At 43.7% G+C, this 14804-nt stretch carries 13 protein-coding genes; 1 reads left to right on the top strand and 12 read right to left on the bottom strand.

Annotated features, from left to right (window positions below; genetic code table 11):
* Nucleotides 1-186 precede the first annotated feature (186 nt).
* The 3 genes from HVMH_RS07580 to HVMH_RS07590 form a co-directional block, all read right to left on the bottom strand.
* Entirely contained in the window at nt 187-1002 is an 816-nt protein-coding gene (locus HVMH_RS07580; RefSeq protein WP_029909510.1) for a flagellin N-terminal helical domain-containing protein, read from the bottom strand.
* A 497-nt stretch (nt 1003-1499) separates the two neighbouring features.
* Complete coding sequence (locus tag HVMH_RS07585) at nt 1500-2318, bottom strand: flagellin N-terminal helical domain-containing protein (RefSeq protein ID WP_029909516.1); 819 nt, start codon at nt 2316-2318, stop codon at nt 1500-1502.
* 401 nt (nt 2319-2719) lie between these two features.
* Nucleotides 2720-3247, bottom strand: a complete 528-nt coding sequence (locus tag HVMH_RS07590; RefSeq protein ID WP_029909520.1) for a flagellar protein FlaG — start codon at nt 3245-3247, stop codon at nt 2720-2722.
* Between the two features lie 302 nt (nt 3248-3549).
* On the opposite strand from HVMH_RS07590, the gene HVMH_RS07595 reads away from it, so the two are divergent.
* Nucleotides 3550-6033 (top strand): 6-hydroxymethylpterin diphosphokinase MptE-like protein, encoded by a 2484-nt coding sequence (locus HVMH_RS07595; protein ID WP_029909523.1) that lies wholly within the window; start codon nt 3550-3552, stop codon nt 6031-6033.
* Nucleotides 6034-6091: 58 nt separating this feature from the next.
* Here HVMH_RS07595 and HVMH_RS07600 read toward each other — a convergent pair whose 3' ends face one another.
* The 9 genes from HVMH_RS07600 to HVMH_RS07640 all read right to left on the bottom strand — a co-directional run bounded on the left by HVMH_RS07600 (nt 6092) and on the right by HVMH_RS07640 (nt 14684).
* Nucleotides 6092-7153, bottom strand: coding sequence for a nucleotidyltransferase family protein (locus tag HVMH_RS07600; protein ID WP_081822695.1), 1062 nt, complete (start codon nt 7151-7153; stop codon nt 6092-6094).
* A gap of 12 nt (nt 7154-7165) precedes the next feature.
* A complete protein-coding gene (locus HVMH_RS07605; protein WP_029909529.1) occupies nt 7166-7882 on the bottom strand; it encodes an acylneuraminate cytidylyltransferase family protein in 717 nt (238 codons plus the stop codon).
* Between the two features lie 29 nt (nt 7883-7911).
* Entirely contained in the window at nt 7912-9078 is a 1167-nt protein-coding gene (locus tag HVMH_RS07610) for a hypothetical protein (RefSeq protein WP_029909532.1), read from the bottom strand.
* 21 nt (nt 9079-9099) lie between these two features.
* Nucleotides 9100-10194 carry a phosphotransferase enzyme family protein gene (locus HVMH_RS07615; RefSeq protein ID WP_029909536.1) on the bottom strand — a complete coding sequence of 365 codons (1095 nt, stop codon included), beginning with the start codon at nt 10192-10194 and terminating at the stop codon, nt 9100-9102.
* A gap of 16 nt (nt 10195-10210) precedes the next feature.
* On the bottom strand, nt 10211-11278 hold the full coding sequence (locus HVMH_RS07620; protein ID WP_051622993.1) for an N-acetylneuraminate synthase family protein: 1068 nt from the start codon (nt 11276-11278) through the stop codon (nt 10211-10213).
* A 31-nt stretch (nt 11279-11309) separates the two neighbouring features.
* Nucleotides 11310-11945 (bottom strand): imidazole glycerol phosphate synthase subunit HisH, encoded by a 636-nt coding sequence (gene hisH / locus HVMH_RS07625; protein ID WP_051622994.1) that lies wholly within the window; start codon nt 11943-11945, stop codon nt 11310-11312.
* Nucleotides 11942-12718, bottom strand: coding sequence for an imidazole glycerol phosphate synthase subunit HisF (gene hisF, locus HVMH_RS07630; RefSeq protein ID WP_029909544.1), 777 nt, complete (start codon nt 12716-12718; stop codon nt 11942-11944). The genes hisH and hisF overlap by 4 nt, the downstream gene beginning before the upstream one ends.
* Entirely contained in the window at nt 12693-13253 is a 561-nt protein-coding gene (locus HVMH_RS07635) for a hypothetical protein (protein ID WP_155837658.1), read from the bottom strand. The genes hisF and HVMH_RS07635 overlap by 26 nt, the downstream gene beginning before the upstream one ends.
* A gap of 114 nt (nt 13254-13367) precedes the next feature.
* Nucleotides 13368-14684 carry an N-acetyl sugar amidotransferase gene (locus tag HVMH_RS07640; RefSeq protein ID WP_029909550.1) on the bottom strand — a complete coding sequence of 439 codons (1317 nt, stop codon included), beginning with the start codon at nt 14682-14684 and terminating at the stop codon, nt 13368-13370.
* Nucleotides 14685-14804 lie beyond the last annotated feature (120 nt).

A 14804-nucleotide genomic window follows, 5' to 3' on the forward strand; every position in this document is an offset into this window, starting at 1 on the left:
TTCAATCACCAGTATTGATGTATCAAATCTCGTCAGTGTTGGTTCGAAATCGGATACATAAAAACTGGTTGAATACAGGTAGTTTCCTTATCTCCGCAAAGTAAGTTGCGAACCTGTCCTTACTCTGGAGTTTACCTGTAAGGTATTTCCAGAGTAAAAACAAACTCGTATCAATCTAATACCTGATTATTTCAACAGACCTAGAACGTTTTGTTGCGATTGGTTCGCTTGAGACAACATGCTCATACCTGCTTGTTGTAGGATCTGAGTTCTTGCTAAGTTCGCACTTTCAGTCGCAAAGTCTGCATCTTCAATTCGGCTTCTTGCCGCCATGATGTTTTCGTTTACGTTCTTCAAGTTCGATACGGTGTAGTCCAAACGGTTTTGTACCGCACCGTACTTAGCACGTGTCTTCGCAATCGATACCAACGCACCATCAACCTGTGACATTACACCAAGTGCAGATGCCGCTGTTTGAATAGTACCTGTTACACCTAATGCAGAAGCTGCTACACGCTTCAATGAGATTTTGATGGTGTTTTGTGAGGCTGTTTCCCAACCGGCTTGGATAGAAACAGTTTTACTAGATGCCATCAACTTAACACCGTTAAATTTGGTGGTTGAAGCAATACGCCCCATCTCGATTCTCAACTGAGAAACTTCAATGTTCATTTGTGAACGCTGAGCCGAGCTGTAGGTGGCGTTGGTTGCCTGAACCGCTAGCTCACGAACACGGTAAAGCATGTTTACCACTTCTTCCGCAGCACCATCTACAGTTTGCACCAATGAGATACCATCATTTGCATTACGGATAGCCATTGTGGTACCACGAACTTGTGATGTCATAGACATTACAACCGCTTTACCTGCCGCGTCATCCGCTGTTTTGTTGATTCTTAGACCGGAAGTCAAACGCTCCATAGAGGTTGACATTTCTTTTTGAGATCTGTCTAACAGACGTACTGCATTTTCAGATGCAATATTAGTATTAATCACTAACATGGTGATTCTCCTTGTGTGTGTTGTGTGTGTATCTTTTTATATATTTATGTGAGGCATTCTTTGCTGCCTTCAACTTATTTATCGGCAGTAAAACAAATGCTTTAGTTTTTTTACTAAAAAAATCTATATTTTTTTCAACAACTTAGAAAAATCAATGAAAAATAATGCTTTGATCACACTGAATTAGATATGAAAAATAATGAGCATGGACGTACATGGCAAAATCTGCCAGGTTGGGGAAACGGAGGTCGTTTGGAAAAGCTAAAAGCGGGAATAAAAAAAACGGCAAGCCATTTCTGAACAATGCCGTTAACACACAAGGGAAACCTTGAGAATAATTGCTGTAAGGGTTACAGCTATCTTTTATTCAAAATCTATCATCTGAATATTGAATGCATTTAAAAACACATTTACTTTATTTCTAAAGCAAGAGAACTAAGGTAGATATGTTTTATAAAGGGATAAGCCAGAGCTGTTGCCCTGGCTTAAGACTTCACTTATCGAAGTAAGCTTAGTACGTTTTGTTGCGATTGGTTCGCTTGAGACAACATACTCATACCTGCTTGTTGTAGGATCTGAGTTCTTGCCAAGTTCGCACTTTCAGTCGCAAAGTTAGCATCTTCGATTCGGCTTCTTGCCGCCATGATGTTTTCGTTTACGTTCTGCAAGTTCGATACTGTGTAGTCCAAACGGTTTTGTACCGCACCGTACTTCGCACGAGTTTTTGCGATTGACCCTAGGGCTGCATCAACCTGTGACATTACACCTAGTGCTGAAGCTGCTGTCTGGATAGTACCAGTTACACCTAAAGCAGATGCGTTCATAGTTTTAAGTGAGATTTTAACTGTGTTTTGAGAAGCAGTTTCCCAACCAGCTTGGATGGAAACAGTCTTACTAGACGCCATCAACTTAACACCGTTAAATTTAGTGGTTGAAGCGATACGGTTCATCTCGATTCTCAACTGAGAAACTTCAAGGTTCATTTGTGAACGCTGAGCTGAACTGTAGGTGGCGTTGGATGCCTGAACCGCTAGCTCACGAACACGATAAAGCATGTTTACCGTTTCTTCTGCAGCACCGTCAACAGTCTGTACAAGAGAAATACCATCATTTGCGTTACGGATAGCCATTGTGGTACCACGAACCTGTGATGTCATAGACATTACAACCGCTTTACCTGCCGCGTCATCCGCAGTTTTGTTGATACGTAGACCAGAAGTCAAACGTTCCATAGAGGTAGACATTTCTTTTTGAGATCTGTCCAACAAACGTACTGCATTTTCAGCAGCGATATTTGTGTTGATTACCATAGCCATAATACTTACTCCCAAGTGGTTACTTTAGATATAGCTAAATTTGCTATGTCCTAAACACTTCACGCTAATTCAGTATTTAAAACATTTTCCTTTCAGTTTAGTTATCGGGTAAGAAATTAAAAACTTGAACAGAATTGAGAAAAAAAACAAAAAAAATATATTTTTATATAAATATCAATAACTTAACATTTGTCTTTTTATTGCCACTTTTAGTCAATCATCTTTAAAATCAAGGATTAAGCAGCGTTAATAGCTATGATACGCGTGGAAAAGAACATATATAGTTAGGCGTAATAAAGAGGTTAAACACAACAAAGGTCGAAAAACCAAACATCAGAAACAAAAAACGCAAAGAATTTTCATTCTCTGCGTTCTTTAGCGAAAAGGACAAACTTATATAATCAAGCGGATTCGCTAATAATATTACCTATAGCACTTGAAACACTTCTCGAATCTGTTGCACTACTTAAGGGTTGCGACGAATTCACACGATCCAAGTACTCAGTCAATCGCCTTGCGACATGCAAAAAGTCTTCAGACGGATACTGCTTAATGACTTTATGTGTCGTGGAATCAATCAGCGAAAAATAGGTCAATCCGCTCACTTCGTCCTTTTTAAATTGCATTTGGTTATTCAGCTGCGCCAACTTGTTGTTCAATATCTCCATTGCCAGCTTATTGTCCTTACTAGAAGAACTGCTACTGGATGCTGGAGTCGACGTAGCCTGTGGCTGCTTTGAATGCGTAGAAGATATAGCCGCATTAATCGCTACCTGCTGCGCGCTGACAGACGTCGTCACTTTTTTTGTGCTAGCGCCACTAACTTTTCCAGCATCTTGGATTACGCCAGAAGATGCCGCTGTTTGAGCACTAACATCAATACTTTTATATTGCGTATCCGCAGATATAGAGTTTTGTAGAGTGTTCATGACTCTCACCTTCATCTAGTAATGTGTAGCGACTTTCGTTAACGTCTTTGATAATTATCTTAACAAAATCCATATGTTATGTCACAAATTCCATTTTCTGGCTAACAGGCCGTTACGCTTAATTTATTTGTCCTCAACATCGTTAACGGCGGGTATTTATATATCTTTAGAAAAAAAACTTAATTTTTTTTCAATTTTTTTTGGCATACTTCCTGTTATCACCGTGAAAGCCTTTAAATTAAAGGATTCTTACCCAAAAATTTTCATGAAAATTTTTTAAAAAAAGAGCAAGTGATTTACATATGAATAGCATCGATACCTCAAAACTCTATACGAACGCTTTTGGAGACAACTATTTCCAGGAAATAAACCAAAACGCTTTTGATACAGTCGGTGCCACTTCGACCTTCAATAAGGTTTTCAGCAAAACCCTTGATGTGGACAACATGCTATTCATTATCGTTGGCTCTGATTCGGGACTGCTTATTCCCTACCTGCAACAATTCCATAAAGATCGAGGCCGCCATTACATCATTATGGAGCGCCCTGAAATCATTGACTACATACAAGATCGCTTTAAAATCGATGAAGATATAATTGACCTGCAACCGATGGATATGGATTTTGGCGTACTGCATGACTTATATACGGATTACGTGTCCCACAACCGATACATGTTGTTACGATCTCTTGCGGTGATTGATGGTAAAAGTCAAACCTACACCACCCACTGGGATCAGGCATTAGATAGATACAACATTTTCGCTTCCTCGGAAAGCGGTTATGCCATCAACAATATCTTCATCGACAGTCAACTCAGAAACCTAGCATCCAACAATATGCCACTGGCCAACCTTGGTCGTGCCTTGGAAGGCACAACTTCTATTATTATGGGGGGCGGGCCTTCTTTAGATGACAGCATCGGCTGGATTAAAGAAAACCAGGATAGACTGGTTATTTTCGCGGCTGCCCGTATTGCAAACCGTTTGAAAAAAGAAGGCATTCAGCCAGATTTCTTTGTATCGGTTGACCCACATGATGTGAGCTATGACAACAGCAAACAAATTCTTCAGTTCGGCGATACGGCGATATTGGTTCACTCCAACAACGTCAACAGCAAACTTGTTGCGGAGTGGACAGGGCTTCATGCTTATTTAGGGTTGATGTTTCCTTGGCGAGACTCATTACATGAGCAACCAGAAAACCTCACCACCGTTGGTCCAACGGTGACCAATACCATGGCATCGGTTGCAGGTTATTTAGGATCCGAACAGATTATCTTCTCAGGTGTTGATTTCTGTTATGGCGAAAACGGTAAAAGCTACGAGTCCGAAAGCCTTGAGTCGAAAACTGGGAAATACTTAGATACGGCAACCAACCGCGTCAAGACCTATTCCGGGCGCATTGCGGAAACCACACCAAGCTTTGCCAATGCCCGACAAGGGATGGAAGAACTGGTTGCCCACGCAATTGAGTTCTTTGGCAATAAATTCTTTACACTCAGCCCAGAAACAGCGCTGATGGAAAATGTCGCTTATAGCCGCCCAGAAGAAATCGTTCTGCCTGAGACCCAAAAAGCCGATGCCGTTCAGACAATGAAAGACATCCTGCATTTTGATTTGAACGACTATAAAAAACACTTGGACTACGCCAAAACCTATTGCCAGGAAATGCGAGATATTTGTAAAGATGCCGTTAAAGAAGCGAAAAACGGTAAGAAAATCGCGAAGAAACTTTTCGTTAACCTTGATGAAACCGACAAACTGACCCAAGAAATCATCTTGTCTCAGAAAAACACCACACACATCATGGGTGAGCATTCGGAGTTTATCTTCAACTACTCTATCAAAGCCTACAAAGAGTTTATGAACCCGAGTATCAAAGAAGACAATATGACTCGTGATGACATCAAAAACTCTTTCATCCATTATTTCAACGGCATCATCAACTCTGCGATTCCCCTGCGTAAATCCATTGAAACGGCGATTACCCGTCTCAACCATCGTATTAACGAAACCAAAGGGACTAAATCCTTTACCAAATTGATTGAAAAATGGCAGGAATACCAAGAAGAAGGTCGCCCGCTTGTTTGGTTGAAAATGAATGGCCTGTCAATTGATGACTTGACTGAAGAACAGCAAAGCACACTAAAAAAAGTGCTTGATGCGTTTAACGAAGAGTTGCAACGCACTGAAACCAAACTCAGCCAACAGTTGAAGTCTCAAGGTGACAATATTGGCGCGCTATATGAACGTATCAAACGTTACTTCTCGGAAAACCGTCCTTACGAGCTGGAAGAGCTGATCAACTACATTGCGGAAAAAGACTTGTCCTACTCTGAAGATCTCTGTCACATAGGAACAGGTTATCTTTATGAATTAAAAGACATGCCGGATGATGCCGTAGACCGCTTCATTCAAATCAAAGACAACAAGCTTTTGCTTGAAGGCTTAAAACGTGTACTCAACATTCTGTTGATGAAGAAAGACTATGACAATGCGCTTAACACGCTGGAAGTTTTGACACATTATTCCGACGAATTCTTTGTCTCTTATGCTGACATGTTAGCGGCGATGGGCGACGGTTCCAGTGCGGTAGAAATCTATTTCCACTACCTGCAAAAGCATGCTGACGATGCCGCTACCTGGATTAAGGTCGCCAAACTGCTGATTCACTTAAACATTCAAGAAGAAGCGATAGAGGCCATCAATAAGATCAAGGCACTTGAGCCAGACAATTCCGTTTCCGACGAATTGATGGCTCTGGCCACTCAGCCCAGACACTAGTGCACAAAAAAGCCGACATAACGTCGGCTTTTTACTTTGTAAACACAAGAGACTTTAACTACTTAAAATAGACCTCATAGTCTGCCTGGGCTTGTTCATAGTCTGGAATATGCCCAATATCCATCCAATATTCTGTCAGCGGGAATCCCCCTGAGTTTTGACCATCCGCAATGACATCATCAACCAATGTTGGCATATCAAAAAACGCGTTATCAGGAATTCTGCCCAACGCACCCGGAGACAAACAATAAATACCGGCATTCACAAAATAACGGTAAATCGGTTTCTCGACCAGTTGATTGATATACGGCCCTTCCATTTCAATCACGCCATAAGGTACTTGATGTGAATATTCTCTGACACAAGTTGTGACCGTATTCTTATGTTCTTGATGAAACTCCAGCAAAGAACGGAAATCGACCTTGGTCAGCAAATCACCATTCATCACAATCAAAGGTTCATCTACCGATTTCGCAGGCTCTGGCAATAGACTCAATGCCCCTGCCGTGCCTAATGGTTTAGTTTCCTCGATGTAGGTGATATGTATCCCCCACTGCTTTCCGTCACCAAAATATTGGCGAATTTTATCACCCAAATAGTTGATGCAAAAATAGAACTCGGTAAACCCTTGATCGGCGATATGCTTGACGATGGTTTCCAAAATCGGTTGATTACCGACTGGCAACATTGGTTTTGGAATTGTCTCGGTTAAAGGTCTTAAACGCATTCCCAAACCACCCAGCATCAATACAACCGGGTTGTTGCGTCGTGGCGTAGATTGGGTTTTGTGATAATAAAGTGCAACGATTTGTTTGTTGTCATTCAAGATCGGCAAGTGTCGCAACGAGCGACGTTTGATGTGCTGGCGCCAGACAATCTCGGTTTCCGATTCATAACCTACGGTCGGGCTTTTATTCGCTACACTGGTGATCAGGCTGTCCAGCGTTTCACCTCGTAGCAAACCACGGCGGATGTCTCCGTCCGTTACCGTTCCTTTTAATTGCTGGTGTTCGTCCACTACCAAAACGATTTGCATCGCCTGTTGGTCAAGCACGGTCAATGCTTCACGAACGGTTGCGCTTTCATCAATTGCAATCATCTGCCAATCAAACAAATCCATCGCACCGCCCTCTTATTTAAGCTGCATCTGACGCATTTTCAACAAGGCTTCAACTTGGAATACGTCTGTCAAATCGTCGATATCGACACCGGAAATACAATCCATCACAAACAGTTCGGATTCCCCTTCTCCAGTAAACTCCCCCTTTTCCCGCAACCATTGCGGCGTCACAATATAGATAGCGCCGTTAATGACATAATAGTCATTGGTGTAATCCTGACGGCGAGAAACAAACTTCTCCGGTTTGGCAAGATATTGCCACTCACCGTCTTGTTGCTGGATACATTTAAATGGGTGCTCCTTCATCGGCTGAACACTGACCAACGACTGCTTGTCACTCGCCAGGAACTGCTCAATGGCATCATCCATTTCCTCTACGGTTCTCAATGGAGACGTCGGCTGAAGCAAGATAATTGCATCGGGCAATTCATTTCTTTCTTCTAACCAATCAAGGGCATGCAACACCGCTTCTGCGGTGGTCGTGTGATCTTCTGCAAGCGATGCTGGGCGAATATAGTTCACCTTTACACCAAGGCTTTCTGCATAACGGTTGATCTCCACGTCTTCACTCGACATCATCAACTTAGTGATATGACGGCTTTTCTGCGCTTCATCAATGGTGTATTGCAATAGCGGTTTGTCTAAAATCGGATAAAGGTTCTTTCCGATCAACCCTTTAGAGCCACCTCTTGCTGGAATCAAGGCTAAGATATTTGCCTGTTGTGTCATCCGTGTTCCCTTAGTGTGTCATTGTTTTTTTATCTATCTTGCTTTGAGCAAAAATCCGACCAAATCTTATTCACCAGAATATTTATCGACTCGCTCGCACTTGGTAAGTGCGCTTTGGCTTGTCGCCACAGTCGCTGTTGTACTGGTTGTGTCAGTCCTTGCTCAAAAACTTCTAGCATCTGCTCTTCTTTATCGACCGACAGTAACAAATCTTCACTAATCAACGGCATTTCTTGCAGATGACTGTATTCCTGCCACCAAGCAATCAATTCAGGTTCAAACCAAAGATAAACACTGCTATTAAAAGCTTCCGGCGCCATTTCATTCAGGTATAAATTATCAAACCCGCAAGTGGAGAACGCACTCAGCACCAAATCACACACAACCAAGCTGTCTTTGATGTCATTAAAGTTATCCAAGAACACATCGTCACCAAATGCCTCCTGAAACAAACTCAGGGTTTTGTGGCGAAGCTCATCGGATTCTTTAGGGTGTGGGCGGTACATCAGTTTGAAAGGTCTTTGCCATTTGGACAGTTGACGGGTCAAGGCTTCTATCGTGGCAAAGTAACCAGGAATCTCCAAAATAGGTTGTCCATAAAACCCTAAAACAACAGGCTTTCCAGCCTTCTTTTCATCTGAAAAATCTACCAGGTTGGGTCTATGGCTGGCTCGCGCCAATATTGGATCGTAATGTTGATAGTCGATATGCTTGATGGAACCGATGGCAATGCTTTCCACTTGCGGATAGCGTCTTTGCGTGATTCTCACAGCTTCGTCATCCAGTACAAAAGCGGTATCGGGTATCGCGCCGGAGGCTTGGTTCATATCACCCCAAAAGCTTTGTAGTGCATAGCTGTCGATGCCATGTTCGCGTGCATAGTGCAAAACCGCTTCATCCACACCGGTATCCGGCCCGGAAATGCCGGTTAGCACCGCATCAGGCGCAAACTCGGTAAACTGGTTTCTAAGAAAATCGTCTTCAATCACTTGTGTGAATTCATCTGCTGGCATTTCCACCAACGTCAAAGGTTTGGTGGCGGAAGCATAGGCTTCTACAAGTGGTGCAAAAATCTGACAGGCTGGCGGTTGGCAAAGTACGCGGATGGTAAAACGGTCATCCGACATCAGGGTGGGAATCAATCTTTCAAAAGATACGGCGGTGGCTGGGTCTCTGGCTGTAATGAGTAGTTTCATAAACGTTGATAACAACCCACTTCAAGTTCGCGTCGTGTAGGGTTGCGTAATATTCTCAAGCTCCATTCGGTGTCGTTCTGCTAGATTATATAGAAAAACAAACTTTTTCCACTCTGAATTTGTCACAGGCTGTCGTTTCAACGTTAATTCCGCCAGTAACAGCATGGCTCGTACCGCCAGCGCCTGTATTAAATCCACAAACCTTTGCGGAGAAACAACCGTTGAAGGGTAAGCTTCAAAGTAGGCATCCAGCAAGGCATAGGCATGAGACTCTAGTTGCTCTGGTTCATGTACGGTGAGTACAAAACGCTCAATGATAAACGCCAAATCCTTTAAAGGATCAAACCATGCCGTCAAGCTGTCTTCAAAATCCAGAAAAGCCACATCTCCCGTGTCCAAAAACAGAATATTTCCCACATTCAAATCGCCATGCACCATCTGCGCCTGTTCGGTCAAGTGCCACAGCCACTCAGGGTTATGTGAAGACAAAATCGCTTGCGCTTCCTCTGGTAAAGAAGTCATCTGCGCCGCGTGTTGTTGCAAGCTCTGCCAACGCGTCACCAGCATGTGATGGCGCTTTTCACCGGCTTGCTGAACCGACTCCCGCTGTGGATAACTCGCCAGCGTTTGATGCAACTGACCAACTGCTCGACCCAGTTGCTTCAAATCGGTCTCATCATAATTCGTCAAACGTCCTTGCCAGAAAGGATAAGCAAACGCCGTCACATCGTCCGCCAACACCAAGGGAAATCCATCAATTAACGGAGGTGAAACAACGCCATGCTGAGAAACATAGTCAGCGACGTTCTGCGCCGCCATCAACCTTTCAGCTTGAGAAGGGTCAACCAGTTTGACAAACCAATCAACTTTTTGAGTTTGAGATTCCTGAGTTGGATTTTTTAACGTAATCACGCCTTGAAAGCGGTAGAAACCATAAGGCTGAGGGTGATGTGTATCCAACCGGTAGACAGTCGGCAAGCTCTCAAAAAGTGCTGTTAAAATCTGCCAGGTTGGGGATAGATAGGCAAGCGAGTGGTCATCCAAAAAGTATGGATTCCATTCCAACTCCGGCGGTCTTAGCCCAAGAAATGCAGGTTCAGCAGGTAGCCAACTCATGCCTCAAGCGCCTGAATCAATCGTCTTTGAATTCAACATCCGACCAACGGATAACCTGACCCGCGGCAATCGGATTTTTAAGTACGTGCCCTTCCACTTCAGACCAATACTCAGCTTTGATACCCTGCGCTGGAAAAGCGAAGTGCACGCTTTCCAAGGTCAGAGTGTCCTGCGCCTTCAAGTGGGTTTTCGCTACCATCCCCATGCGAGAAACATACTTGTCTCGTTGACGCGGCAATACTCGGATGCCATCGCCCATCGCATCGGCAATGTTATGAATTTTCTGCAATACTTCGGCAACTTGACCAATCGGCAAGGCATGACCGCCGTCCTGTTCATCACCCATATCGTCGTGACAAACGCCTTTCTCCAATACCACGGCACCCATAGCCGTCGCGGCATACAGCATTTCTTCACCACCATGATGGTCAGATAAACCATAAGGCAATCCAACGGCATTGCCTAAGGTTTGCATAAACTTGAGGTTTTGCTGATCCACAGGGTTTGGTGGGCCTTTCGGACTGTGCTCAACCACCAAGTCAACTTCATGGTTTGCAGCGGCATCTTGTGCCCAGTTGACGGCTCTCGCCATCTCTTCAATCGTGGAATGACCGGTATCAATAATCATCGGCAACCCAAGGCGTGCGACATATTCAATCAGCGGTTGATGGGTGATATTTGAAGAAGCGATTTTGATGGCTTTGCAGCCAATTTCTTTGGCGAAATCTGCGCCTTCAAAATCATAGACAGAGACAATGACATCCATGCCTTTTTGCTTGGCATAGTTGAACAACTCTTCATAAGCACTTAACGGCAAGACTTTACGTTCAATCAGCGCACGGTAATTTTCCTCGACAACTTGACCTGTCTTGTGTCCCCAGAACTTTTCATTGCCGGATAATTCCGCATCCAGACAAACATCGGCATTTTGCAGAACCTCACCTTTAACCGTAGTGACACCCGTTGCCGCCAAAGCATCAATCATGCTTTTGGCTTCATCCATGTCCTGATTGAAATAGGTACCGATGTCCGGTAAAAACAACGGGCGTTTCGAATCTTGAATGTGTTGCCAATAACCTGCCATCTGCTTCTCCAATAGCACCTTTAATTTAGGCTCATACCTTCAAAAAGGCTTCAATCAATCTTAAACCCATCTCACCCGATTTTTCCGGGTGGAACTGACAGCCCATGCGGTTATCCTGCTGCACTGCCGCGGTAATAGCGTGACCACCGAAATCAAATACCGCCAATTGATCAGTTTCATTCGCCACATCGGCAAAATAAGAATGCACAAAATAGAACGCATTGGTTTCCGGTACGGATGTCAATAGACTGTTTTGCCAAGGCGTTTTGTTCGGTCTGATTTGCGCCCACCCCATGTGTGGAATCGTCATGATTTCACCTGAAATACTGGTTTCCGGTAGTTTTCTGACTTTGCCGGGTAAAAGTTTTAAGCCTTCGGTGGTACCGAATTCTTCACTTTCCTCTAGCATCATCTGCATGCCCAGGCATATCCCTAAAAAGGGTTTTTGCTCGGCAGCGATCTGAATGGCTTCTACCAGGTTTTGTGTTTTAAGTTGTTGCATGGCTTCAGGAAACGCCCCTACGCCGGGGAATACCAAACGATCTGCTTGCTCAACTTGCTCTGGGGTGGTGGCGATTTCGGTTTGCGCACCTTGATGTTCAAACGCACGCTGCACATTCAGCAGGTTACCTGCGCCGTAATCGATAATGGTGACCTTTGCACTCATGATGCGGCCTCCAAAATCGCTTGGGGAGGACGCACCTCCAACCCATTGTCCAAACAGACTTGGCGAATGCCGCCTACCGCATCACGGTCATAATGCAGAATATCCGCCATCGCAATGGCATCCGCTCCCGCTTTCACCGCATCCACACCGTGCATGGCTTCACCCATACCGCCGGAAGCGATTACGGGGACATTCACCGCAGAGGTCACCGCTCTCACCAAATCCAAATCATAGCCTTTACGCCCGCCTTCATGGTCAACCGATGTCAGCAATATTTCACCCGCGCCTCTCTCCACAGCCTGCGTTACCCACTCGACCACATCCAATCCTGTGTGCTCACGACCGTTATCGGTAAACGCTAACCATCTGCCATCTGCTTGTTTAATGGCTTCTACCGACAGCACCACGCATTGCTCACCAAAGGTTTTCGCCATCTCATTAATCAAATCAGGGCGTTGAACGGCTGCGGTATTGATAGCAACTTTATCTGCACCGGAACGCAGGATTTCACGGGCATCCGCTACCGAACGAATTCCGCCACCAACAGTAATCGGGATAAACACGGATTTAACAGTTTCTTTGATGATTTCCGTCAGGTTGTTACGACCATAAAGCGAAGCCACTGCATCCATATAGAGCAGTTCATCCGCGCCTTGCTCGTAATAACGGCGGGCATATTCATTCGGGTTACCAATTTTACGCAACCCTTCCAACTTCACCCCTTTAATCAGGTGAGAGGATTTAATATCAAGACGAGGGATTAAGCGAATCATGTTTAATATCTAATTTTTTTAACAAAAATTCTGCACTTGATAACTGGTCATGTTCATCAAGAGCACTCCATGCAATCAGGTAAAAAGTTACACATAAAAATGCCAATACATAAAGATCTTCAAAGCTAGCTAGGGCTTTTGCCAAAGCGGGAATAAACGCCAAGATCATAGTAGCTAAAAATGCTGTTATAAAATAAATGCAAAAATACCAATATTTTTTTACAGTTAATTTACTCAATTTTCTAAATAAAAAAGAATGTTTGTCATATTCTTTTTTAATTTTCACTTCATTCAAATTTGGATCAAATTCAATATATTTAGTTGACTTAGAATAAAGTCTCAATAATTCGGATGTATCATATTTTTCTAAAAAAAAATTAAGCAACGTATAGCTAAAATCAAATCCGTATCTCATCGAAAAACTTTGCTCTAATAATACTTCCTTTAACTTACGAGGAAGCTTGCTTGAATGATATTCACTCAGCGCCTTTGAAAGTGCTTCTACACTATCCCGTTCATTCTTCTTTGATTTCATCTGATATTCTCTAAGCTTGTAGAATGAATAAACACCAAACATAGAAAGCATAATGATTACAGACGAACCCGTTATGTAGTGAACTAGAATATTAATTTCGGAAAACACCGGAATTTACCTCCAAACCGTATGACGTTGCACCCAAACCCCATTTTCTTTCTTCCATAAATGCGGTGAGCGGAAAGTGTCTGCCAATAGGTCAAAATACTCTCTGTCCATAATCGGTTGCTCGAACATTTTGGAGGCGATTGGGAATTCTTTTTCCGGAATACTCAGGTATTGGAAAATCTCTTCGGCAAAACGCTCAGGGAATTCCATATCAAAACGTTTCACTAGCGCCACACCTTCTTCGCGGTCAATATCGCCGGAACGAATCTCTTGCGCGGCATCATAGGTTGCACGCCCAATACCGAATTTCACACCCGTGGTGTAGTAATGAAAGTCATCGATTTTGTCATCAATGGAGTTGTACTTGGAATAGGTGCCCGGCGTTCTCTCAGGAGAAGCTTCAAACCCACCATGTTCATGCGCATAGTAGTAGCAGCTTTGTGGATGCCATTTCAGGTAGTAACCCAAGTAATGCACTTCCACACCCGTTTCTTTCAACTTCTCAGGGTCTGCCGGCATATAAGGGTCTAGGTCGGACTTTTCCAACCCGAAATCTTCTTTTAGGGACTTGATGGACACACCGCCGATATTGATGTCCGCTTCATCAGTCATGGTGAAATATTGCCAATCACGTTGCGCCTTATCGGTATCGCCTTTTGGATTACCGTATTCGGCTTCGTTCTCACCGAAGAATACCAACGGGATATTCATCATCGCCGCCATTTTCGGTGCCAAGGCTTTTTGCCCGATCATAAACGCTTGGAACGGATGGAACAGCTTCTCTACCGACAAACGGGTCAACAAGCGGTGTACACGACCGTTTGGCGTCATCAGTTGATTATCGAAACCAGCATGAATCCAACGTTGGAAATTACGCCATCCCCATTCGGTATAGATATGCGGTGCCCAAGTCACGGTAAATGGGTGCATGCCGTATTTTTCTTTCAGGATATGCGAGGCATAAAAACTGTCTTTTCCACCTGAGCCTGGCAATAAACAATCATAAGAACCGTCTTTTGAGCGATGCTTGTCGCACAAGGCTTGCAACTCTTCTTCACGCATGCCCCAGTCAATCGTATGTTCTTTTTCTTCCGCGACACGACACGCATCACACACACCCTCTTCATCAAAATTGATGGTGGCTTTTTTGGAGTCTTTGGTGTGCTTATACTCGACTGCAGAGTTAGGTCGTTGGTTGGAAATGGTACATTTTTTACAGAACTTCACATCATGCGGCAGACCGTATTTGGTAGCGAGCTGGTCTTCTGGAAGTTCAAATTGAGAAAGATCGACAGGTGTTGGTTTTGGAATTAGAAATGACATTTAAACGTACTTCCCCTGATTGTTTTCATTGTTTTATGTTTTATCGGCAAGTTATAGCAAAAATCGACCCTAAATTGCACCTTTCATGTAATTTCTAGCCGGCAATTTATTTTTTTACCC

This window comes from Hydrogenovibrio marinus (assembly GCF_013340845.1).
Lineage (GTDB): Bacteria > Pseudomonadota > Gammaproteobacteria > Thiomicrospirales > Thiomicrospiraceae > Hydrogenovibrio > Hydrogenovibrio marinus.

Coding starts and splice junctions, on each gene's coding strand:
- HVMH_RS07580 (WP_029909510.1), bottom strand. CDS start 1,002: ATGTTAGTGATTAATACTAATATTGCATCTGAAAATGCAGTACGTCTG.
- HVMH_RS07585 (WP_029909516.1), bottom strand. CDS start 2,318: ATGGCTATGGTAATCAACACAAATATCGCTGCTGAAAATGCAGTACGT.
- HVMH_RS07590 (WP_029909520.1), bottom strand. CDS start 3,247: ATGAACACTCTACAAAACTCTATATCTGCGGATACGCAATATAAAAGT.
- HVMH_RS07595 (WP_029909523.1), top strand. CDS start 3,550: ATGAATAGCATCGATACCTCAAAACTCTATACGAACGCTTTTGGAGAC.
- HVMH_RS07600 (WP_081822695.1), bottom strand. CDS start 7,153: ATGGATTTGTTTGATTGGCAGATGATTGCAATTGATGAAAGCGCAACC.
- HVMH_RS07605 (WP_029909529.1), bottom strand. CDS start 7,882: ATGACACAACAGGCAAATATCTTAGCCTTGATTCCAGCAAGAGGTGGC.
- HVMH_RS07610 (WP_029909532.1), bottom strand. CDS start 9,078: ATGAAACTACTCATTACAGCCAGAGACCCAGCCACCGCCGTATCTTTT.
- HVMH_RS07615 (WP_029909536.1), bottom strand. CDS start 10,194: ATGAGTTGGCTACCTGCTGAACCTGCATTTCTTGGGCTAAGACCGCCG.
- HVMH_RS07620 (WP_051622993.1), bottom strand. CDS start 11,278: ATGGCAGGTTATTGGCAACACATTCAAGATTCGAAACGCCCGTTGTTT.
- hisH (WP_051622994.1), bottom strand. CDS start 11,945: ATGAGTGCAAAGGTCACCATTATCGATTACGGCGCAGGTAACCTGCTG.
- hisF (WP_029909544.1), bottom strand. CDS start 12,718: ATGATTCGCTTAATCCCTCGTCTTGATATTAAATCCTCTCACCTGATT.
- HVMH_RS07635 (WP_155837658.1), bottom strand. CDS start 13,253: ATGAAATCAAAGAAGAATGAACGGGATAGTGTAGAAGCACTTTCAAAG.
- HVMH_RS07640 (WP_029909550.1), bottom strand. CDS start 14,684: ATGTCATTTCTAATTCCAAAACCAACACCTGTCGATCTTTCTCAATTT.